A 19,953-nucleotide genomic window follows, 5' to 3' on the forward strand; every position below is an offset into this window, starting at 1 on the left:
CACGCGCATGAACCGGGCTCTGCCAATTCTCGACTGGGCTTTCTCACAACCGGACAAGGCATGCCTGGTCACCGATGAACGTTCCTACAGCTACCGCGAAGTCAGCCTCGCGATCCAACAAGTCGCGGCCAGCCTCATGAGCGCTGTCGGCATCGGGACGCGCGTGGGCCTGTTCATCGACAGCACGCCGAACTTCATCGTCTATCAACACGCGGTTTTCTATCTTGGTGGAATCGTGATGCCCCTGAATCGGGCGTTGACGGAGCCGGAAGTTGTCGAAGTCGTGACACTCGTCGGTCTGACGATCGTCGTGAGCGATACGCCGTTAGAGCTTCCTCACGGCGCAACAAACATCGTCGTCGCGGGGGAGTTCGATGTGCCGCCGCCGGGCGCCGTGATCCCCACCCCTGCCGTTCTTCACCCTGACGCTGGCGCCTGCCTCCTGCAGACATCGGGGTCGACCGGCCGTCCCAAGGGCGTGCTCCTATCCATGGGAAACCTCAGCTCCAACTATGACGCGACCTATCGTTGGATAGGCATCGGCAAGGAAGATCGCATTCTGCTCACCCTTCCGGTCTTCAACACCTACGCGCTGAACCAGGGCATTAATATGATGGCGATGACCGGTGCCACGCTGCGCTTGGTTCGTCGCTTTTCACCCGAGCGTCTGCAAGAAGTAATGAATGAATTCCTGCCCACATTCATCCCTCTCGTCCCCACCATGGTGACGCGCCTGCATCAAGCCGGCGTGCGCTTTGACGGTCACGTGCGGGTGGGTATCGGCGCCGCTGCGTCGCCGTCTCAAATCTCAGCCGATGCATGGTCGGTGTTTCCCAGAGCCCATATTTACTTCGGCTATGGATTGACGGAGGCCACCGCGATCGTCAGTACGAACCACGTGGGCACGAAAGAGAACAACACCGGGGACTATCTCTCAGCGGGCGCAGTCGTACCGGGCGTGCGGGTCACGATCCGGGACCCATCCGGTGAAGACGCCCGCGGCGAAGTTCTGGTTTGGGGTCGAGCCGTGTTCAGCGACTACGTGGGGACTGCTGAGCCGCGCCCCGTCGAAGATGGATGGTTGCTCACGGGGGATATCGGTCTCTTCGATGAGAAAAGACGATTGCACATCGTCGACCGAAAGCGGGAGTTGATCATTCGCGGTGGACAGAACATCTACCCCGGTGAGATCGAACGCGTCCTGTCGTCCCATCCAGCCGTGAGTGAGGCCGCAGCAGTCGCCCGCGTTGATGCCGACTTCGGCGAAGTCCCTGTTGTGTACGTCGTGCTGCGTCGCGGGGAAAACGTCTCCGGCGCTGAACTCTTGACGTGGGCGGCGGCCCGGCTTGCGCCGTTCAAGGTGCCGGAGGATGTCTTCGTCATCGATGTGATGCCGAAGACTCCCACCGGCAAGATTCGCAAATTGGATCTGCGCCGAGGCAGGGAAGTGGAGAACGCCGTCAGCTGAGGGGAGAGCCCACTGCGGCCAGCAGGGCGACAACTTCTGGGGGCATGACGCCCGTGGTCGCAGGCCGGGCCAAGGCGAAGATCAACGGGCAGGAGTGGTAGGACGCTGCGAGCCCCTCCATCAGCCAGGTGGGGGACTGCGCGGCGGCGAAGCGGATGGGGCCGCCCAGCGCTTTGGGAAATGCGAAACCTGCTGTCATCACCACGTCGATGTCGCTGGCGCGCTGAGCAACGCCGCTCGCGAGAACTTCTGCGGCTCCGACCAGCATGGAGGAGATGATGCGCTGCTGGATCTCGGCCGATGTAAAAAGGCGAGGCGTGATGCACTGGGCGGCTCGGCTTTCCGCGATGACCTTCGCGGTGTTTTCACTGGGTATTCCCCGTTTCGCTCCATCGGGATAGACGTACCAGCCCTCGCCCGTCTTGGTGCCCAGATGGCCTTGCTCGCAGAGAGAATCGGCGATGGTCACGTAACGCTCGAGCGGATTTCGAGAGCTACTCAGACGTTTTCTTCGCGCCCAGGCGATGTCGAGGCCGGACATATCCGACACGGCGAAAACGCCGATGGGGAGGCCGAGATCCACCATGGCAGCGTCGACGTCCTGAGGTGTGGCGCCCTCTTCGACAAGGAATTCTGCCTGCGCTCGGTAGTCCGTGTAAATGCGGTTACCGATGAAGCCTTCACCGACCCGCGCCGGAACGCCGGTTTTCCCTAGCTTGCGAATAAGATCCGCCAGGGTGGACGCGGTGGCGTCGTTTGTGAAGCGTGTTCGGATGACTTCGACGAGTGGATTCTTCTCTGCGGGGTTGAAGAAATGAAAGCCGGCCAGGCGCTCCGGATAGCGAAGGCTCTGGGAGATTTCATCCAAATTCAGGTACGACGTATTGCTGGCCAGAACCACGGTGGACGAAACAACGGTTTCAAGAAGCCCCAGAAGGTCCTTCTTCACCTGCATGTCTTCAAAAACGGCATCGATGATTAGGTCAGCGGTGGCCAGATCCTGGGCATTCAACGTCATGGTGATGGTGCCGTTGTTTGTTACGTCGCTGTGGTCCTGTGCCAGCGATGTCATTGCGCGGTCGAGTACCTCTGGGTTGGAGTCGAAGAGCGTGACCGCGAAGCCCGCCGTTCGGCACACCTGAGCGATCGAGGAGCCCATTGTTCCCGCGCCGGCGATTCCGATATGTGACAGTTGTGCGGCGGTCGCAGTTGTGCGAAGGCCTTTTGCGGCGGCTCTCGTGGCGAAGAATAGATACCGGAGGTTGATCGCTTCGGTGCCGGATCGCAGCTCGTTAAACGCCTGACGCTCGAGGGCTAAAGCCTCGGCTGAGTCGCGGGTGAGCGAGCCAATAGTGAGTTCGACCGCCCGGGTGATATTGGGGCGAGCGCGGCCCCGGCCGGAGGCTCTTTCAACGGCACGCTCAATGAGATCGGGCGGGTCAACGGGGGGGATCAGATCGAGGGTCCGTCGTTTGGAGGCCATGGTCCGTGCGGCGGAAATTGCTGAATCAAGGAGGGCCTCTGCGGGGACGATGCTGTCGACCAGCCCCATGCCGAGTGCCTCTCTGGCCGTGATGTGACGCCCGGATGAGATGAGGTCAATCGCCGCCGCGACTCCCACAAGGCGAGGGAGCCTGACGGTGCCGCCGGCGCCGGGGAGGATTCCCAGGGTCACCTCTGGGAGACCCAGCACCGCCGTGGAATCGGAGATTCTGGCGTCGCATCCCAGAGCGACCTCCAGGCCGCCGCCGAGAACGAAACCCGTGAGCGCTGCAACTACAGGGCAGGGGAGTGCCTCCAGCGCTGCGATGACGGTCGGGAGTTGGGGTGCCTCTATGGCGTTCTCGAATTCCTTGATGTCAGAACCTGTATAAAAATGTGCACGCCCGCTGGCCAGGACGACCGCACGGACATCGGACATGGTCGCGACGAGTTCCAGCGCTGCGAGCAGGTGTCGCCGCAACAGGCTGTTGCCCATGTTCATGGGGGGACTGTCCAAGGTAATGATCGCCACACTGGAGCGTACGAGCATTGAGACGACTGTCATGTGGTGATGCCTCATCCTTGAGCTAGTTTCAATTCACCCGATCGATACGCGGTGCACGGATCATATTATCAAACAATCATTTGGTTGTCATCGCGTGGAAAAACAAGTTTGAGATACCGACTGAACACCAAACAATCGGTAGTATGTCTTTCTAAGTACTAGAGGTATCGCGGCGCAGTCAGCCCTGGCTGAGAAATGGGTAATCATGAAAACGAAATCATCTGAACGCCCCTCCGCGGAGGGCCGGAACAGAGACGGGAACGTCATCGCTGCAGCTATTTCCGTCATGTCGGAAAAAGGTTATTCCGGCACCTCAATTCAAGAGGTCGCCGATCGCGTGGGTGTGCTCAAGGGCAGTCTCTACCACTATTTCTCCTCCAAAGAAGAGCTCCTGTTTCGCATCCTCGACGAATCGCACTCGGAGTCAATGGTCATCGCCGACGCGGTTGCCGCTTTGGGCCTGGATCCGATCGACGAGTTGCTGGAATACGTGACGCGACAGAGCTTGTGGTACCTGGCCAACGTTGAACGCGCCAACATCTTCTTCACGGAGTCGCGGAACCTCACGGGGGAGAGGAAGGCGCTGACGAAAGACCGCGGCCTGCAGTTTGAACGGCATGTGCGTGATCTGATCACCGCGGCGCAGGAAAGCGGACAGATTCGCAGTCAGCTGGATGCGAGGCTGCTGACCCGCTTTGTGATCGGCGCGATGAACAACGTTCGTTTCTGGCCATCGCGAAGTGCGGGGAGCTTCTCGGACGAACAGCTCGTTTCCGCCCTTGTCGAGCTGACGTTCAACGGGCTGGAAGCCCAACCGGCCGCGCACGATTAGCGGTCGGCCGCCGGATGAGGGGCTGCCTCACTCTGGCCAGGGCGCCGCGTTCGCCTGACGTAACCCGGCTCAGGCGGAGGTGAGTTCCGCCGTGTCATAGAAAGACCGGACGGCGGCGAACTTGCCGCCGATCACCGTCATGCAGTTAATGCCCCGAAGCGGGTATCTGATGCCTGCCGACGTGATGAGGACGGACTGCCACTCAAATGCGGACTCGGCACCCGATGTGGTTTCGTGCACGATAGCGACCTCAAGGCCCGGATAGAGGTCGCTCGCGTTTGCATAGAAGCCACGAATGGCGTCGTGACCCTGGAGGTTCCAACCCGGTGCCACAAAAGTTGCATCGTCTCGGTAGAAGGCCATTATGGCATCGAGATCTCGCGTGATTTCGGCATCCCAGTAGGCACGGGCTATGTCGAAGTTCGTTGGCATGTCAGTTCCTTACGGTTGCGGACGTTGTCGCGTCGATGAGGGTGAATCCCACCAGCGTCGAGAGCTGACCCGCATCCAGATCATCGAAGATTTCGAGAATCCGAACGCCGGCAGGAATGACGTCGAACACGGCCACGTCCGTGTATATCCGTTCCACGCACTCGGCGCCGGTGAGCGGGTAGCTGCAGTTCTGCACGAGTTTGCTCTCGCCGGTCTTAGAAAAGAGGTCCATCACGACGTAGACGTGTTTCGCTCCCGCTGCCAGGTCCATCGCCCCGCCAACGCCGGGAATGGACGTGGTCGAGTTCGTGCGCCAGTTGGCAAGGTCGCCCCGCGCCGACACTTGGTAGGCACCCATGACGCAGAAGTCGATGTGTCCTCCACGCATCATCGCGAAGGAATCGGCATGATGGAAATACGACGCGCCGATCTCTTCGGTGACGTAGACCTTTCCCGCGTTGGTCAGGTCCGCATCTTCTTGTCCCGGGAGCGCGGCGCCACCCATTCCCAGCATCCCGTTCTCTGTGTGGAGAATGATCTCCCTTTCCTCGGGTAGATAATCCGCCACGAGTGTCGGTACGCCGATACCGAGGTTCACATAGGCGCCGTCGGGGATGTCTTTCGCCACTCGTGCTGCAATTTGGTGGCGAGAAAGCCTCATGATGTCACTTTCGGGTTGGTCGGGGCGTAGCCCGTGCTTATGAACCGGTCCACATAGATTCCGGGGGTCACGATGATCTCGGGATCCAGTTCGCCGAGTGCCACCACGTGATCGACTTCGGCAATGGTTACCTTGGCTGCGGCAGCCATCACGGGGCCGAAATTTCTCGCCGTCTTGCGGTAGACGAGGTTGCCCCAGCGATCTGCTCGGGATGCCCGGATTAGGGCGAAGTCTGCATGCAGGGGTGTCTCGAACACGTAGTGTTCCCCGTCGATGAGGCGCACTTCCTTGTCCGCGGCCAGCTCTGTGCCATAACCGGTCTTGGTGAAGAAACCTCCGATTCCGGCACCCGCAGCACGGATGCGTTCGGCCAGGTTGCCTTGAGGGACGAGCTCGAGCTCAATCTTGCCGGCGAGAAAAAGTTCATCGAAAACAGTGGAGCCAATTGCTTTGGGGAAGGAGCAGATCACTTTGCGAACGCGGCCGGCTCCAAAAAGTCGGGAGATGGCGTCCCCGCCCGCCCCGGCATTGTTGTTGATGACCACGAGGTCGCTGACCCCGCGGTTCAGGAGTGCCTCTATCAGCGCGATGGGCTGGCCGGGAGGGCCGAACCCGCCGATCATGATCGTGGCGCCGTTTTCGATTCCCGAAACGGCTTCTCCCGCGTCGTGGACTTCTTTGTCAATCACCGGACACCTTCACTTCGTGTTCTTGGCTGGGTCTTAAGATAGTCAACCATACGTCTGTTCGATAAACCAGAATCAGTATGTCGAACTTCGTATTGACAACAATGCTTGACCGCCTTGTTCTGGTGACCATATACTAAAACTGCCAACCGATTGTTTGATTCAAGCACGTCGGTCTTAATCCGGCAGACCGAGAATGGCAAAGGAGCCCACAGTGAGTCTTTCGTCCGCTGATATCAATAGCATCGTCGCAGCCCTGCACGAATCGGACTGGGATGAGGCCGTCGTGAGCGTCGGCGACGTAAAGATTTCCGTTGCTCGTAACGGCGCCCACCTTCCCGGCGGATCAACCGCGATGACGACTCCTGCACCGGTCGCGGAGCCGGTCGTCGCCCCTGTTGCGGCCCCCGCAGTGGCGGTTTCCGCTCCGATTCCGTCCTCGCCGGCAGCAACGGCATACGCTCCGGCCAATGCCACGGACTTCGCCATCACGGCACCCAGCATTGGGGTTCTGTGGCGTTCCCCCGAACCCGGCGCCACTCCCTTCATTGAGGTCGGTCAGCGCGTCGAGGTCGGGGACACGGTGTGCATCGTTGAAATCATGAAGCTGATGAACAACGTTGCCTCCACGGTCACCGGGATCGTGACGGCTGTGCATGCCGAAAACGGGGCGACCGTTGAATATGGAACACCCCTGTTCAGCGTTGACGTCACCGCGAACTGACCCCGTGCGCAGCATTCTGATTGCCAATCGCGGTGAAATCGCCGTTCGTATCATCAAGGCTTGCTTCGACGAAAATATCGAGAGTGTCCTCGCCGTCTCGGCCGCCGACGTTGATTCGCTCGGGGCCAAACTCGCAGATCGAATCGTCGTCATCGGGCCGGCAGCAGCGGGGGAAAGCTACCTCTCCGTTGAACGGGTCGTGGCAGCGGCGCGTCACGCGAATTGCGATGCACTCCACCCTGGCTATGGGTTTCTTTCCGAGCGGCCGACTCTTGTTGACGCCTGTGAAGAAAACGGGATCACGTTCATCGGGCCTCCGGCTGAGGTCATGCGTCGCGCGGGCGACAAGCTTCAGGCACGCGCGGTGGCGGAGTCCATTGGTATTCCCACGGGCAAGGGATCTCCGGGGCTGACCAGCGTCGAAGACGCGATCCGGACGGCCGAGCACTTGAACGCATACCCTCTCCTGCTCAAAGCGTCGGCCGGCGGTGGTGGACGTGGAATGACGGTCGTGAGGAATCCCGATGACCTCAGCCAGGGTTTTGTCCGGTCGAGCACCGAGGCACTGCGTGCCTTCGGTGACGGAACCCTCTATCTCGAGCCCTACATCGAGAAGGCTCGACACATTGAGATTCAGATCCTCGCCGACTCCCAGGGGACCGTCTGCCACCTCGGCGAACGTGACTGCTCAGCGCAGCGTCGATACCAGAAGATCATCGAGGAGGCACCCAGTGTCGGTCTTCCGGATGACCTCATCATCCGGATCAGGCAGGCTGCAGTTGACCTGGCGACAGCCCTCAACTATGTCGGGGCAGCAACAGCCGAGTTCCTGGTTGACGTAGAAAGAAACGCCTTCGTCTTTCTGGAGGTGAATGCCCGAGTTCAGGTTGAGCATCCCGTCACTGAGGCAGTATCGGGAATCGACATCGTGCGCGAACAGATTCGTATCGCCCAAGGCTTGCCCCTGTCGTTTTCGCAAGAGGATGTTTCTATTACCGGGCATGCCATCGAGTGCCGGATTAACGCCGAGAATTCTCGCAATAATTTTCTGCCCAACCCCGGACTGATCGAGGAGTGGACGATGCCTCAGGGCACGGGCATTCGCGTGGATACCTACGCACACAACGGAGCTCACGTGCCCCCTTACTATGACTCGCTGATCGCGAAGATAATCGTTCATGCGCCCGACCGACGGCAGGCAGTAGACCTGATGGCCCGCGCGCTGGCCAAAGCGACCGTTCGCGGCGTCGACACGACAATCGACCTTCAGCTCGACATTATGCGTAACGAGACTTTCCGCACCCAACCCATCACCACCAAATGGCTTGAAGAATCATTTCTTCCGGCCCGGCCCGCAGCCTAAGCACGTTCCCTTGTCACCGCTCACTATGTGTGCATGCCCCGACGCTTCGAAGGAAATAGCATGAATGTCGAATTTGTAGACCAGACCCTGCGCGATGGAACTCAGAGCCTCTGGGGATTGCGGATGCGCGCCTACGATGCCGCAGATGCCCTGCCGTACCTGGCCAAGACGGGATTCGAGACCATTGATCTGACGGGCCCAGGTGTCTTCACCGTCCTCGTTCGGGAGTTCAACGACGATCCATGGGACACGATGGACTTCCTCGTCAAGGGCCTGCCGGGCAACAAAACGCGCTGCGGAATGCGCACCCACAGCGTGATGGGATTCGCCCGCGCCCCTGAATCGATCATCGACCTGTGGGTCCAAACGCTGATCAAGCACGGCGTTGAGAATTTTTGGATTTACGACTGTGCCTTCGACCTCCCGGTGATGAAGCGCTTGGTCGATGTGATTGCCGCGGCTGGCGGGGAGGCGCTCCCGTCGATCATGTACGGCTTGACCTCGATTCACGACGACGCGTTCTTCGCCGCCCAAGCAAAGGAAATGGCATCGTGGGCAGGAGTGCGTTCCATCTATGTAGAGGATGCGCCCGGCATTCTGAAACCGGAACGCGCAAAGACCCTGTTGCCGGCAATCCGCGCGGCGGCCGGCGATATGCCTCTTGAGCTTCACTGCCATAACAACGCCGGGATGGCCCAGCACAACTACATGGTGGGGATTGAGAGCGGTTTTAACCGTATCCACACCGCGTCACGCCCTCTCGCCAATGGGGCATCTCTTCCGTCGACGGAGAGCATGGTCGACATCGTCGAATACATGGGCCACACCCATTCGCTCGACCGGAACATGTTTGCGCCCGTTGCCGAGAATTTCATTCGAGCAGCCAAGGCCGGAAACCACTTACTTGGAGTGCCTGCCGAGTTCGACCCCCGGATCTACGATCACCAGCTTCCCGGTGGCATGACGGGCACGCTCATCAACCAGCTCGGCAAGCATGGGATGGCTCACCGGCTGAATGAGGTCCTGAACGCGATCCCTCAGGTTCGTTTGGATTTCGGCGAACCGATCATGGCTACTCCGTTCTCCCAGTTCGTCGGAATACAAGCGGTGCTCAATATTGTTACGGGCGACCCCTACAGCCTGGTTCCTGACGAGGTCATCCACTACCTTCTCGGTCACTATGGGCCCATCCACGGCACCGTGAACCAGAACGTGCGCGACCGCGTTCTCTCCAGTGCGCGCGCCAAGCAAATTGCCCAGTGGGAGCGCCCCGAGCCCAGCCTGAAGGAGATTCGTTCGCGCTTTGCCGCCGGGATCTCGGACGAGGAGCTGCTGCTTCGCTACATGAACTCCGAAGATGAGGTGAACAAGACCCTCGCGGCGGGACCTGTGCGCAAGGACCCTCGCCGGAGTGCAAACAGGATCGTCGAGAACATCGTGGACTTGGTCGGAGAGAAGAGCACGGCCACAGCCTTCTCGGTGTCATCTCCTGACTTCAGCGTTCACCTCAGCAAATTGACCGGAAGCAAGTAAGGCCATGACCGCAGACTACGAAGCCATCACCCTCCTCGAGGAAGACAACGTCGCCTGGATCACGTTCAACCGGCCTGATCGGCTGAATGCCCTGAATGATCAGCTCTTGGAAGAACTAGGCCACGCGTTGGATTTCCTGGCAACGTCAGACAGCAGGGTCATCGTCCTCAGGGGCAGCGGCCGAGCATTTTCGGCGGGCTACGACGTCGGTTCGGACTCTAATGAAATCGGCTACGCGCACGAGCGAAGCCCGGTTGAAGACCGTGACCGTCAGCTCGCGAACATCGATCTGTTTCTGAAAGTGTGGCGCCACCCGCTTCCTGTCATTACGTCCGTTCACGGCTTCTGCATGGCCGGAGCGACGCAGCTCTGTGTGTTCTCCGACATCACCATCGTGGCTGAAGATGCCGTCATCGCCGCTTCCCCGGCTGTTCCCATCGGGGGTGGGTTCATCTCCCCGTTGTGGGCCACCATCGTCGGTCCCAAGCGCGCAAAGCTCATGAGCTTCGACGCCGGCCATCGCATCAGCGGTGTGACGGCTGTCGAATGGGGCTGGGCCACGGAAGCGGTCCCTGCAGATGCTTTGGATGAACACGTGCGAGCGCTCGCGGTCTCCATCGCTCGCACGCCGACGGCGATTCTGAAGCTCAAGAAGGAGGCCATTAATCGGGTTTCCGAACTTCAGGGTCTCGTCACGATCGGGCGGATGGGCGCCGAAACAGATGCGCTCCTCCATCTCACGCCCGAGGTTCAGCTCCTGCAGAACCTCATCAAGGAACGTGGCCTCAAGGGCGCCATCGCTCACTTCAACTCCGGCGAAATGAAATTCTAGCCAAGAACGGATCCCATGATTCCCGCATTCGATGACCTCCCTGAAATCGGCACCATCGGCATCAAGCACTCGTGGGGGGTCCTTCCCGTTTCGTTGGGAACGCTCGCGTTTCTGAGCCCGGCGGCCACGCTCGAGGCCAGCCATGCCGTCCGTACGGGGGAGACGATTTCTCTCAATGTTCCCTTCGACGACTTCGCACCGCCCCTCTTCGGCCGCCCCAGCCTGGGGCATCTCGTGACGGAGACCGGGAAGAACACGTTCGAAGACACCTTGAACGATTTCAATCCTCAGTCCGCATCACAATGGGACGGCCTAACCCACATCCGGGCCCGAGAATTCGGATTCTACGGTGGCATCACCGACGGCGACGAAGCCCGAACAACATTGGGAATGCACCACTGGGCCCAGCACGGCATCGTTGGCCGCGGATTGCTCGTCGACGTCGTTCGGTATCGGGCCGCGCAGAATATCGCGTGGGACCCGTTCGTGGAGGACGCCGTTGAAGCGTCTGAAATCGCCGACATCATCGCCTGGCAAGGACAGCATCTGCAGCCCGGAGATATCCTCTGTGTTCGCACCGGGTGGATGGGTGAATATCGACGTCGAGCTTCCACCGACGGAGATGTCTCCCGCGTCGGAGACCAGTTTGCCGGAATAGCGTCCACCGAGGCAATGGCGCGATTCCTCTGGGACAACAAGGTTGCTGCCGTCGCATCGGACAACCCCGCTGTGGAGAGCGCTCCTGGCGATCCTCGCAATGGCTCGCTTCACCGGCGACTGATCCCCGGGTTGGGCTTCGCCTTGGCAGAGCTCCTCGATCTGGATGCCCTCGCTGACAGGTGTTTCGAGCTCAACGCATACGACTTCCTCTTTTCCGCCGCACCGCTTCCCCTGACCGGGGGAGCGAGCTCAACGGCAAACGCACTCGCCATTCTCTAGACGAACGACCGCTGCTCTGGCTGCTTTCGCTGCTCGGCGCGGTCGTTTGGCGCGCCTGCGTGTCTCCGCGATCGCGAACATGGCAGCCCATCGGGGTGTTGTCGCAAGCCGGTTCTGATCCGGCTTCCGCTCGTGAACCGGACACCCCGCGCGGGCCGAACGCACTACAGCCCCGGACCTTCAGGTCCGGGGCTGTAGTGCGTGGTGTGTGGTTCGTTACGCTTCCGCGGGGAACCGCTCGAAGATACCGGGACGACTGGACTGAACCAAGGGGTGCCCGTCCAGGGTGACGTCGACCACGAGCGAACTTGCGCAGCCCGGGCAGCTGTTTTCGCGAAGAACAACCTCTTCGAACTGCACACGCTTGCGAACGTTCGACTTGAGCTCCGCGAAACGGCCGGAAATCTCTTGTTCCTTCGTCACCGCCTGGGTGCGCCAGTTGCCCGTACTGGCGCCTAGGTCCTCGCCGCACATGTTGCAGGCCCAGCGCTCATTGACGATACCCAGAGGCGCGAAGGCCGTCGCGTTGCTCAGGATCGGGCGCTTCACTTTGCCGCCGATTCGCGCTTCACGGATTGACTCACGAAGAGCCATGGTTCCGAGCTCATCAACGCTGCCATTTTCGGCGAGCTCGACACCATAGACATCGTGGGCGACTCCAGCGGAGACGTAGCCGTCAGAGACGTCCGCACTCACACGGTGCGTTTCCCGCAGGAGCGGGTCACCGGCACCGCCGCCGCCGCCGTGGATAACGGTGTAGACGTCACCTCGGTTGAGCGTGAGCGACGCGGATTGCGTGGGGCCGGGGATGGAGTGTCCCTGAAGCGATTCTTCAGTGGGGTAGGTTCCCGTCTCCAGGAGATCAAGAATGTTCGTGTCGCGAAGAAGCTTCCACGTTCCGGCCGAACCGGCGAATCCGCCGGCAACGCCACGAGGAGGAACATAGGCGCTGTTCGTGTAGGCGCCGGCATTCATCCGGTCACAGTGCAGGATGGCGAGACAGGTGTTGACGCCGTTGCCACCTCGGAACACTCCGGCACCACCGGTGTCGGGCTCCACGCGGCGCCAGAGGATCATTCCGGGCTGGCTCATCTCTTCAGCCTCAACGTCGGGCATGTCGCACCCGGCCATCGCCTGTGCGGCATAGATTTCCATGCCGTCGCCAACGCTTTGTCCCGCTCCGCCCGAGGACATACCCACGGACATTGAGAACGAAACAGTGGGGTTCCCTGTCCGGCGATCAACGCCGAAGGCGGTGAAATAGGTTTGATTCTGGGCAGGCTGTCCGGCAACACGAGCGCCGATGACGGGATTCTTGCTGAAGGAGCAGGCCTGGGAGAACACATCGATGAGCAACTTGTTGACGCGCATTCCCGTCTGGATGTGTGACATCGTGACGGGAGCCGGGGCCACCGCGTTGACAATGGAACCCTTGGGTCCCAGATCGAAGTGGACCGGACGCCAAATTCCGGCATTGATGGGGATGTCATAGGCCAGCTGCGCTAAGATCGTCGTCCACGACTGGCCGAGAACCGACGGTTCGACACCGTTGACGAATGAATCCGTCTGAGGTCCACCGCGGAATTGCAGTGTTATCTCATCATCTTCCACGATGAGGCGGCAGTGAATTTCGTGGAGTTCTTCAATGCCGCGGGCGTCGAATTCGACCCAGTCGCTGCTGTCATACGTGCCGTCCGGCATTGACTTGATGATGGCACGCAGGCCGATCTCAGAGAGCCGCTTGCTCTCTTCGTTCAACGTTGTGAAGCGGTCAAGGCCGATTTCAGCCAATGTCGCTTCGAGACGGCGTTGGCCGGCGTTGTTGGCGGCGATCATGCTGCGAATGTCATTGAGGACTGTTCCCGCCATGCGTACGTTATTAGCGATGAAACCTTCCCATTCAGGATCGATGGCGCCATCACGAGCAATTCGCGTTCCGGGGAACGCGAGGGATTCCGAGAAGGAGTCCACGGCACCCAGCGCGAAACCGGAAATGGCAGAACCGCCGATGTCGAGGACGTGTTCGTTCACATAGCCCCAGGCCACGAGCTTGTCCTCGAAGAAGAAGGGCATAACGATACCCACGTCGCCCTGGTGCACGGCGCCGGAGGTGTGCGGGTCGTTGCAGGCGAAGGCGTCGCCGGGCCGAAGGTTGGCGGGGTCGACTCGACGCATAACGGCCTGAACGCCCAGGAGAGCGGTGCTGACGTGGAACGAGACGAATCCCGAGAACGCGAGCTGCTCACCGTTTGCATCCAGGATGCAGGTGCTGAAGTCTTTGGCGTCGGTGACGACCGGGGAACCCGATGTCCGCATCAGGGTGATGGCCATTTCGTTGGCAATGTTGCGAATCGACTTCTGGTGAACCTCGACATCGATTAGATCGTATTCGAGGGTTCCCTGCGTCTTTGCAGAATTCATGACTGTCTTCTCTCTGGTTCTTTACGCGGTGAGCGTGAAATTGAAGTACTGGTCACGGCCACATTCGGAGCCTTCGGGTACGTAGATTGTCGTATCTCCGACGTCAACGATGCAGGGGCCGTTGACCACGGCGCCGGGGATGAGGTCTGCTTCGGCGTAGATGGGGAGCACTGCGTCGCGTCGCTCGCTGGGCAGAAAGACGGAGCGTTCGCCGACAGGCTGCGGCGTGGGAGCCCCGACGACAACCGCCTGCTGACGCTCAGTCGGCTTCGGGCGGTGGTGGATGACACGGGTCGAGAGGGTCATGAGAACAACAGGTGAGCCCTTCCATGCCGTTCCTTCGCCGTAGTTGCGCTCGTAGACGCGAGGGAAATCCTCCGCGAGGCGAGCAGCGTCGGCTGGAACGAAATCCACGTCCTGCAAAGGAACGGTCACTTCATATGTCTGTCCGAGGAAACGGAAATCACCGCTTCGTTCAACCGAGAGATCCTCTGGAGCAATCCCCTCGAGACCAGCGTCGTGCTTGGCCTGGCTGAGCATGACCGCCATGGCTTCGTTGATCCGATCGGCCTGGCTTGGGTCGCTGAGATCCCAGTTGACTGTTTGCTCGTACTGACGCACGTAGTCCGCGATCAGAACGCCATACGCGGAAAACGCCGAGGAATTATCGGGGATGACGATACTGGGGCAGCCCAATCGGCGGCAGATTTCCACGGCAAACAAGCCGAGCCCTCCCCCGTACGAGAAGAACGTGAAATCACGAGGGTGATGGCCTCGTTCGATGCTGACCACACGCAGTGCATTAGCCATTTCGATGACGGCAAGGTCATAGATGCCTGCTGCGGCTTGCTTGACATCCCAGCCCAGCGGATCCCCAATTCGGTTCTTCACAGCTGCTGACGCATCCGCGACGCTGAGCTGGTGGCGACCATTGAGGTAGTTTCCTGGATCGATCAACCCCAGGATGACGTTCGCATCGGTAACCGTCGGTTCTGTTCCGCCGCGTCCGTAGCAGGCGGGGCCGGGCTCGGAACCCGCGCTGTGCGGGCCCACCTGGGGAACGCCTCGTCCGTCGAGCCATGCCACGCTGCCGCCGCCGGCGCCGACTGAGACGATGTCCAACATGTTGATTCCGGTGTGGAACGGTCCGAATGTTGCCTGCTTGGCGATGGACGGCTCGAGGTTGGGGAGAACCGCCGTGTCGAAACTCGTTCCACCCATGTCACCGACGAAGATATTCGTCAGTCCGAGTCGGGCGGCAGCGTGCCGGGCCCCCATCACGCCGCCCGCCGGGCCGGATTGCATCAGGGTGACAGGCTTGGCCTGAACGGCCTCGGCGCCGACGGATCCACCGATTCCCTGAAAGAAGGTGAGGGTGCCGGTGAAACCCGCATTGCCGAGCTGTGTCTGCAGGCCTTCGACATATCGTGTCGTTGCCCGGTGGGACAGGCAGTTGAAAACCGCGGTCATGAATCGCGGATACTCGCCGACGACGGGGTGAACCTCAGAAGAGAGGGTGATGAAAATGCCGGGGATCTCTTCGAGAACAATCTCGCGGGTTCGCTTCTCGTTCGTGCCGTCGCTGAACGACCACAGGTAGCAAATTGCAATGGCTTCAACACCATTGTCGCGAAGACGACGGACGGCGGCACGGACTTCGACTTCATCGAGGGGAACGGCGATCTCGCCATTGCTCATCACGCGTTCACTTATTTCTTCAATGCAGTCCCGCGCAACGACGTCCGGCGGGGGAGTCTGGAGATGGTCGTCGTATTCAACGCGGCGGGCGCCGCTGGCCAGACGAAACGTGTCCTTGAATCCGCGTGTGATGAGCACGCCTACTTTGGCACCACGCAACTCGGTGATGGCGTTGGTGACAATAGTTGAACCGTTGATGAACGCATGGCATTGGGCAAGAACTTCATCGCGTTCCTGGCCGAGCTGGTTCGCTGCAAGCTCAAGCGCATTGAAGATGCCGACACTGTAATCACCATGTGTCGTGAACGACTTACTGCGTACGAGACCATTGGGCCCCGAGAGGACGAGGTCGGTATGGGTCCCCCCGACGTCGACTCCAACGGCATAGTCACCTTTTTCAACCAGCTGCGATTTCATAGTCCTTGTGTTCTCCATTTCATAGCAACGCCTCGCTGCGTCATGATCACATTTGCCCTGTTGCGCTTCGACCGCTTGCGCGGAAACGACGGGTCTGTAAGCTCTCGATAAGTGTCGCAAAGGCGAGATAAATCTGTCAAGCGTTTGTTTGAATTACAGTTTGTTTCCGCAGGGATGCCGGCCAGAGAATCCCGGCGTGATCGAGTAGAAACAATAGTTGACTTTCCACCATACGATTGGTAGAAATATCAGGTAGCCTGTGGGATCGTGCAGCAGGTCGCGCGTTGACCCCTGTCCAACCCCGATCAATGAGGATCGAAAGGAGCTTCATGCCCTTCCGGCCTTTTGTTGAATCTGAATTTGATGGAAGAAGGACCTGATGGAAGAAGTTCTGCGGTTTGCACTGATCGGCCTTGGGCTGGGTGCAATGTACTCACTTGCCTCGCAAGGTCTTGTTCTCATCTACCGAGGTTCGGGTGTTCTCAATTTTGCGCAGGGTGCCGTCGGCATGCTCGGGGCCTACGTCTATTACGAGGCTCGCACGACGTTCGAGCTTCCCTTCCTGGTATCGGCATTGATCGGCATCGCCGCTTCGGGAATTGTCGGTGTTCTCGTGCAGGTCGTCATCATGCGCCGGCTCAAGAACGCCTCGCCGCTGGCGCGAATCGTGGCGACCCTCGGGATCCTGCTCACCCTGCAGTCCCTCGCAGTCTTGAAATACGGCGGCCGAACGACATTCGTGACGCCCGAGTTGCCCCAAGGCGTCATTCCCCTATCCGGATCGATAGTTCTTCCTTGGGACCGACTCATCATGGTCGTCATCGCCGTGGTCTTGACGGTCATCCTCTGGGCTGTCTACAAATACTCACGATTCGGACTCGGCACCTCAGCGGTGGCTGAAAATGAATTGGCGGCCTCGACCCTGGGCTGGTCGTCTGATCGCATCGCCATGATCAACTGGGCCGTTGGTTCCGCACTGGCCGGTCTTGCCGCAATCCTCGTTTCGCCCATCATCACCCTTCAGGTCTCGGTGATGACGAACCTTGTACTTGCGGCCATGGCGACGGCGCTGATTGCCGGCTTCCGTTCGTTCCCGATCGCACTGGTGGCAGGGCTCGTCATCGGCATGATGCAGACCGCTGTGGGACGCTTCTCAGCAGACATCCCAGGGCTGGCGGACTCGCTTCCCCTTGTCGCCATCGTCATCATCCTGCTGGTGCGGGGCAAGTCTCTTCCGCTCCGCGATTACATCTTCCAGAAGCTTCCCCTGGTTGGCTCGGGACGCATCCGCTGGAGAATCGTCGTTCCTGTTCTCGTTGCTGCCGCAATCCTGATCATCGCCGTTCCGCCTCGCTGGCAGGATGCCTTGACCATCACCATTGCCGCGGCCATGATCACGCTGTCCATCGTGCTTCTTACCGGCTATGCCGGACAGATTTCGCTGGCCCAATTTGCGATGGCAGGTTTTGGCGCATTCATCGCCGGTCGGATGGTTTCCATTTGGCATGTCTCCTTCGAAGTGGCTCTCATCTCCGGCATCTTGGCCACCATTCCGGTCGGAATTCTCATTGCGCTCCCCGCGGTGCGAACCCGGGGGATCACCCTGGCCGTTGTCACTCTCGGGTTGGGCACGACTCTCGAGTTCATGGTCTTCAACAGCGACTTCCTGACGGGCGGCTTTTTCGGGACCCAAATCGGGCAACCCCGGCTTTTCGGCCTCAACATCAGCGCCATCGTTCATCCCGAGCGATATGGACTCGTGGCCTTGGGGCTCCTGCTCCTGATGACCCTGGTCGTGGGCAACATCCGTCGCGGCCGAAGCGGCCGCAAGCTCATTGCGGTGCGAACGAATGAACGAGCCGCCGCCGCACTCGGAATCAGCATCACGTCAGCCAAGCTGTACGCCTTCGGTGTCGCTGCCGGCATAGCGGCGTGCGGCGGTATCATCCTCGCGTTCCGCAGCGAATCGATCGTCTTCGGTTCGACCTTCACGAGCTTCAACTCGATTTCGGCTGTGGGCTGGGCGATGATTGGCGGAATCGGATTCCTCCTCGGCCCGCTCTTTGGCGCAACGCTGGCTCCGGGATCCATTGGTGCCGCGCTCCTGAACGCAATCCCAGGAGAGTTCAGCACGTTCCTGCCCCTCGTCAGCGGTGTGCTGATCATCTTCTTCGTGATCCAGAACCAGAACGGTGTTGCCAAGGAAATGTCGACGCTGTTCAAGGGACTTCTGCCCAAGCTGGCCCGTGATGCCAAGGCGCATTCCTCCAGGGAGCTGATGGTCCCCAACGCAGCTCCGGTGCGCGTCAGCCAGAAGGTATTGGAAGTCAGGAACCTGACCGTTCGATACGGCGGAACGGTCGCCGTGGAAGGCGTGACCCTGACGGTCCGCCCTGGGCAGGTTCTCGGCCTGATCGGGCCCAACGGTGCCGGAAAGACCTCCATCATCGATGCGATCACCGGTTTCGCCCCGCAGACCGAGGGCGATGTCATCCTCGATGGAGTCAAGATGAATGATCTCTCGGCCATGCGTCGAGCACGGGCCGGAGTCAGCCGTTCATTCCAGTCTCTTGAGCTTTTCGAAGACTGTACCGTTCTCGACAATCTGCTTACGGCTGCCGATCCATTCGAGTCGGGTTCATACTTCCTGGAGATCTTTCGGCCGAGCAAACCGCGACTCTCCCCGGCCACAATCGAAGCGATCCGTGAGTTCGACCTCGCTGATGAACTCGACACGGTGGTTGAGAACCTGCCCTACGGCAAGCGTCGACTTGTCGCTCTCGCCCGCGCTGTTGCCATCGAACCCAGCATTTTGCTGCTGGACGAGCCCGCAGCCGGATTGGGCGATGTCGAATCGGCGGAGCTCGCAGAAATGGTTCGAAAACTCGCAAAGAACTGGGGCATAGGAGTCCTGCTCGTGGAGCATGACATGAACTTCGTCATGGGTCTGTGCGACGAGATCGTTGTCGTCGACTTCGGAAAGAAGATCGCCGAAGGAAGCCCCGCTGAAGTTCGCGGGGACAGCCTTGTTCTCGAGGCCTACCTCGGAGCTCCCTCGTCGGAAGAAATCACGGAAGGAATGAATCGATGAGCGCACTTGACGTTATCGGGATGAGCGCTGGATACGGCACCCAACCCGTTGTGGAAAACATCAACCTGACCGTTGAATCGGGAACCGTCACCGCTCTCTTCGGGGCAAATGGTGCGGGAAAGTCAACCACGCTCAAGGCCATCAGCGGGGCCATCGGCGTCCTGGCGGGAAGTGTGGCGATTAACGACAGCGCAACCACAGCCCCTTTGTACCAGCGTGCACGCAATGGGCTCTCGTATGTCACGGAAGAACGGTCCGTTTTCAAGGGGCTGACCGTTGAGGAAAACCTCCGAGTCGGCGGTGTAGACATTCCCACCGTGCTCGCGCTCTTCCCAGAACTTGAGAAACGTTTGCGCATTAAGGCCGGACTCATCTCGGGAGGCGAGCAGCAGATGCTCTCGCTCGGTCGGGCCATGGTGCGAGGACCCAATCTGATTCTGGCCGACGAACTGTCACTCGGTCTCGCCCCGCTCGTCGTAACACGCCTCTTCAAGGCGTTGCGCACTGCGGCGTCTGAGACAGGGTTGGGTGTTCTCCTCGTTGAACAACACGTTCGGAAGGCACTCGACTACGTTGACCACGTCTACGTCATGAGGCGCGGGCGAGTCGAACTAGACCTTCCGATTGCCGAGGCGAAGAACCGCATTGAAGACATCGAGAACGCCTATCTCTCGGCCTGACGAGCGACCGGCCCGGCCGTTGGACTGCGGACCGAGAACCATCCCGTCAGCTTGCTGACACACGCTGATATTCTCAGCCGAGTCAAACAGACTGCCACGGCACAGACCCCATAATTGCATCGTCGTCAG

15 protein-coding genes are annotated in these 19,953 nt (G+C 60.0%); 9 read left to right on the forward strand and 6 right to left on the reverse strand.

Translation table 11 applies throughout. The features are described from left to right. Positions 1–7 precede the first annotated feature (7 nt). Positions 8–1,468, forward strand: coding sequence for a class I adenylate-forming enzyme family protein (locus tag E3T31_RS07605; RefSeq protein ID WP_166788419.1), 1,461 nt, complete (start codon positions 8–10; stop codon positions 1,466–1,468). Here the strand turns inward: E3T31_RS07605 and E3T31_RS07610 are convergent. Then, a complete protein-coding gene (locus E3T31_RS07610) occupies positions 1,461–3,530 on the reverse strand; it encodes a 3-hydroxyacyl-CoA dehydrogenase NAD-binding domain-containing protein (RefSeq protein ID WP_134468197.1) in 2,070 nt (689 codons plus the stop codon). The two genes, E3T31_RS07605 and E3T31_RS07610, sit on opposite strands and share 8 nt — an antisense overlap. 190 nt (positions 3,531–3,720) lie before the next feature. Between E3T31_RS07610 and E3T31_RS07615 the strand changes: the two genes are divergently transcribed. Next, positions 3,721–4,347, forward strand: coding sequence for a TetR/AcrR family transcriptional regulator (locus E3T31_RS07615; protein ID WP_134468198.1), 627 nt, complete (start codon positions 3,721–3,723; stop codon positions 4,345–4,347). 69 nt (positions 4,348–4,416) lie between these two features. On the opposite strand, the gene E3T31_RS07620 is transcribed toward E3T31_RS07615, so the two are convergent. From E3T31_RS07620 to E3T31_RS07630, 3 genes are read right to left on the reverse strand one after another with little or no spacing between them, the layout of a single operon-like run. Then, the gene (locus E3T31_RS07620) at positions 4,417–4,779 is read right to left on the reverse strand and encodes a nuclear transport factor 2 family protein (RefSeq protein ID WP_134468199.1); all 363 of its coding nucleotides are present in this window, start codon (positions 4,777–4,779) and stop codon (positions 4,417–4,419) included. 1 nt (position 4,780) lies between these two features. Beyond that, positions 4,781–5,440 (reverse strand): 3-oxoacid CoA-transferase subunit B, encoded by a 660-nt coding sequence (locus E3T31_RS07625; protein ID WP_198416992.1) that lies wholly within the window; start codon positions 5,438–5,440, stop codon positions 4,781–4,783. Next, positions 5,437–6,129 (reverse strand): 3-oxoacid CoA-transferase subunit A, encoded by a 693-nt coding sequence (locus tag E3T31_RS07630; RefSeq protein ID WP_092448041.1) that lies wholly within the window; start codon positions 6,127–6,129, stop codon positions 5,437–5,439. The genes E3T31_RS07625 and E3T31_RS07630 overlap by 4 nt, the downstream gene beginning before the upstream one ends. Before the next feature lie 211 nt (positions 6,130–6,340). Between E3T31_RS07630 and accB the strand changes: the two genes are divergently transcribed. The 5 genes from accB to E3T31_RS07655 are packed head-to-tail and all read left to right on the forward strand — an operon-like array spanning position 6,341 to position 11,517. Next, positions 6,341–6,850 carry an acetyl-CoA carboxylase biotin carboxyl carrier protein gene (gene accB, locus E3T31_RS07635; RefSeq protein WP_166788421.1) on the forward strand — a complete coding sequence of 170 codons (510 nt, stop codon included), beginning with the start codon at positions 6,341–6,343 and terminating at the stop codon, positions 6,848–6,850. A gap of 4 nt (positions 6,851–6,854) precedes the next feature. Then, complete coding sequence (locus E3T31_RS07640) at positions 6,855–8,213, forward strand: acetyl/propionyl/methylcrotonyl-CoA carboxylase subunit alpha (protein ID WP_134468202.1); 1,359 nt, start codon at positions 6,855–6,857, stop codon at positions 8,211–8,213. A gap of 60 nt (positions 8,214–8,273) precedes the next feature. Further along, the gene (locus tag E3T31_RS07645) at positions 8,274–9,746 is read left to right on the forward strand and encodes a carboxyltransferase (protein ID WP_092448044.1); all 1,473 of its coding nucleotides are present in this window, start codon (positions 8,274–8,276) and stop codon (positions 9,744–9,746) included. 4 nt (positions 9,747–9,750) lie between these two features. After that, positions 9,751–10,578: an enoyl-CoA hydratase-related protein gene (locus E3T31_RS07650; protein ID WP_092448045.1), complete on the forward strand. Its 828-nt coding sequence runs from the start codon at positions 9,751–9,753 to the stop codon at positions 10,576–10,578. A 15-nt stretch (positions 10,579–10,593) separates the two neighbouring features. After that, positions 10,594–11,517, forward strand: a complete 924-nt coding sequence (locus tag E3T31_RS07655; RefSeq protein ID WP_134468203.1) for a cyclase family protein — start codon at positions 10,594–10,596, stop codon at positions 11,515–11,517. 216 nt (positions 11,518–11,733) lie between these two features. On the opposite strand, the gene E3T31_RS07660 is transcribed toward E3T31_RS07655, so the two are convergent. Further along, positions 11,734–13,938, reverse strand: coding sequence for a hydantoinase B/oxoprolinase family protein (locus tag E3T31_RS07660; RefSeq protein WP_092448047.1), 2,205 nt, complete (start codon positions 13,936–13,938; stop codon positions 11,734–11,736). 21 nt (positions 13,939–13,959) lie between these two features. Then, positions 13,960–16,053 carry a hydantoinase/oxoprolinase family protein gene (locus E3T31_RS07665; protein ID WP_158251672.1) on the reverse strand — a complete coding sequence of 698 codons (2,094 nt, stop codon included), beginning with the start codon at positions 16,051–16,053 and terminating at the stop codon, positions 13,960–13,962. A 379-nt stretch (positions 16,054–16,432) separates the two neighbouring features. Between E3T31_RS07665 and E3T31_RS07670 the strand changes: the two genes are divergently transcribed. Both E3T31_RS07670 and E3T31_RS07675 read left to right on the forward strand, forming a co-directional pair. Beyond that, positions 16,433–19,144 carry a branched-chain amino acid ABC transporter permease/ATP-binding protein gene (locus tag E3T31_RS07670; protein WP_134468204.1) on the forward strand — a complete coding sequence of 904 codons (2,712 nt, stop codon included), beginning with the start codon at positions 16,433–16,435 and terminating at the stop codon, positions 19,142–19,144. Next, a complete protein-coding gene (locus E3T31_RS07675; RefSeq protein ID WP_134468205.1) occupies positions 19,141–19,824 on the forward strand; it encodes an ABC transporter ATP-binding protein in 684 nt (227 codons plus the stop codon). The genes E3T31_RS07670 and E3T31_RS07675 overlap by 4 nt, the downstream gene beginning before the upstream one ends. Positions 19,825–19,953: the final 129 nt, after the last annotated feature.

Source organism: Cryobacterium sp. TMS1-13-1 (assembly GCF_004403125.1).
In the GTDB taxonomy this organism is placed as follows: domain Bacteria; phylum Actinomycetota; class Actinomycetes; order Actinomycetales; family Microbacteriaceae; genus Cryobacterium; species Cryobacterium levicorallinum.

Bases quoted from the DNA above. Each gene is read 5' to 3' on its own strand.
- E3T31_RS07605 (WP_166788419.1), top strand. From the start codon at position 8: ATGAACCGGGCTCTGCCAATTCTCGACTGGGCTTTCTCACAACCGGAC.
- E3T31_RS07610 (WP_134468197.1), bottom strand. From the start codon at position 3,530: ATGAGGCATCACCACATGACAGTCGTCTCAATGCTCGTACGCTCCAGT.
- E3T31_RS07615 (WP_134468198.1), top strand. From the start codon at position 3,721: ATGAAAACGAAATCATCTGAACGCCCCTCCGCGGAGGGCCGGAACAGA.
- E3T31_RS07620 (WP_134468199.1), bottom strand. From the start codon at position 4,779: ATGCCAACGAACTTCGACATAGCCCGTGCCTACTGGGATGCCGAAATC.
- E3T31_RS07625 (WP_198416992.1), bottom strand. From the start codon at position 5,440: ATGAGGCTTTCTCGCCACCAAATTGCAGCACGAGTGGCGAAAGACATC.
- E3T31_RS07645 (WP_092448044.1), top strand. From the start codon at position 8,274: ATGAATGTCGAATTTGTAGACCAGACCCTGCGCGATGGAACTCAGAGC.
- E3T31_RS07650 (WP_092448045.1), top strand. From the start codon at position 9,751: ATGACCGCAGACTACGAAGCCATCACCCTCCTCGAGGAAGACAACGTC.
- E3T31_RS07655 (WP_134468203.1), top strand. From the start codon at position 10,594: ATGATTCCCGCATTCGATGACCTCCCTGAAATCGGCACCATCGGCATC.
- E3T31_RS07660 (WP_092448047.1), bottom strand. From the start codon at position 13,938: ATGAATTCTGCAAAGACGCAGGGAACCCTCGAATACGATCTAATCGAT.
- E3T31_RS07665 (WP_158251672.1), bottom strand. From the start codon at position 16,053: ATGAAATCGCAGCTGGTTGAAAAAGGTGACTATGCCGTTGGAGTCGAC.
- E3T31_RS07670 (WP_134468204.1), top strand. From the start codon at position 16,433: ATGGAAGAAGTTCTGCGGTTTGCACTGATCGGCCTTGGGCTGGGTGCA.
- E3T31_RS07675 (WP_134468205.1), top strand. From the start codon at position 19,141: ATGAGCGCACTTGACGTTATCGGGATGAGCGCTGGATACGGCACCCAA.